The sequence below is a fragment of the Streptococcus hyointestinalis genome (assembly GCF_041225505.1).
Classification (GTDB): domain Bacteria; phylum Bacillota; class Bacilli; order Lactobacillales; family Streptococcaceae; genus Streptococcus; species Streptococcus hyointestinalis_B.
Map to the genome: position 1 here is coordinate 1 of NZ_JBCLSK010000085.1, position 1674 is coordinate 1674.

The window sequence follows — 1674 nt, forward strand, 5'->3', positions numbered from 1 at the left end:
GAGCAAGTGGTAACCTTTGACTTCTCAGGTCTTAAAGGGACTCCTCACTTGCTAAACGCTCAAATCTTCTCGGTACTTTCCTTGGTCTCAGCTGATATTGTCAATAATGGTAAACGCTGCAAGCAGCTCCTAAAATCTAATTCTCATCTTACTGAGATGGATATGGAACATTATATTGTGAATATCAGTGAGGCACAAACATTGATCAATCCTAAGTATGAAAGTAGTGTCGAGTTGCTAGCTGATATGATTGACTCGATGGGGGAGAACTTCTCAGGTGTTGTTCTATCGGTTAATTCCCTTCGAGGGATTCTCTTTGAATCGGGCGCAGGTAGTCATAAAGACCCGTACGTCACAGCCGTTCAACGGATTTTTGGTTTGATGCAGTACCGTGTCTTTGCTCAGACTGACGAGACAAGTATTCCATTGCTTGCTAATGCGCTAGCAGGTTCTATGAACCAATCAGAGCTTGAGACGCTGCCACGGTTAACGAAAGGACAACTGTTTATGAATATTGCAGGGGTTGGTAACCTTGTCTTTAACCAACAGCTTCTAACACCAGAAATACAGCGATATGGTGGCATCCAGTAGAAGGGAGAGGGATATGTCAAAAAAGAATCCACAAAAGCTTGGAATAATTGCAAGACGTAAGAAAGCGTTAGATGAATATGTTGCTGTTCGTAAATTAAGAATGAAAGAGCAACGTGACTATTTCGCTTCGGAAGGAGAATCCGATCCAGAGCGTTTAGCGGCTCAAAAAGCACGTGATCAAGAGTTTTTAGAGGGCTTAAAAAAACTAGGAATAGGCTTTATTATTTTTCTAGTGATTTACGGCATTATCAAAACAATTCTTGGTCTTTGGTAGAAAGAGGTGAATGGTGAAGAAAATTGTTTTTCTCAAGGTCATCACGCCGCTTGTTCTCTTGATGTTTGTGATTAGTGTAGGAGTCACTATTCTAGCAGGTGTTTTGGGAGCCGTTAGTGATTCACAGAGCAACTGCTCGACAGACGTCACCACATCGACGTCGACAGAAGGTTCTGTCTCTTCAGGTGATGGCTCTATTGATTCCTTTGTCAAAGAACATAAAGACGCCTATATTCTCTCTTGGAAAGCAGGAGGCTTTCTACCGTCTGCTTCCATCACACAGACGATGATTGAAAATGGCTTTAATTTCTCCAATCCTAACGGTACCTCATTCTGGCAGGCGCACAATATGGGAGGCGTTAAAACGTCTAGTAAGAGTAACTTCCCTGTTACGCTTGCGACTTATGGTGAAGATAGTGTTGATTTATCAGGAACAAAACCAGGCGCTAGCGTTGGTGATGGTACTGGTGGGGCTTATACTTGGTTCTCCAGTTACGATGCTGGGATTGTTGGTAAGGCTGAGTTTATGGCTCACCAAACGCTCTATACTAAGGCAATTAACAATACAGACGGTGTCGCTACCCTATCTGCAATTGCAGATGGTGGTTGGGCAACGGACGGCAGCTATAAAACAAAGCTAATCAATATGTATAACACGCTTGGGAAAAAGTATGAGTGGCTAGATAAAGAAGCGATCAGCGCCCATGGTGAGAAACCTTACACGGCAAGCTCAGCCTCATCTGGAGAAAATGCACCCTCAGATACCTTTACCAGCAACGATAGCAAGGCTTGTAGCGATTCTTCTTCAG

General features: G+C 43.3%; 2 protein-coding genes and 1 pseudogene. All 3 read left to right on the forward strand.

The window, feature by feature from the left end; translation table 11 throughout:
- Nucleotides 1-591, forward strand: a pseudogene (locus tag AALA56_RS10005) (virulence factor); the annotation flags it as partial.
- A gap of 13 nt (nucleotides 592-604) precedes the next feature.
- Entirely contained in the window at nucleotides 605-865 is a 261-nt protein-coding gene (locus AALA56_RS10010; RefSeq protein WP_369909888.1) for a hypothetical protein, read from the forward strand.
- A 10-nt stretch (nucleotides 866-875) separates the two neighbouring features.
- Nucleotides 876-1674: glucosaminidase domain-containing protein (locus AALA56_RS10015; RefSeq protein WP_369909889.1), on the forward strand; the 799-nt coding region annotated here is incomplete at its 3' end.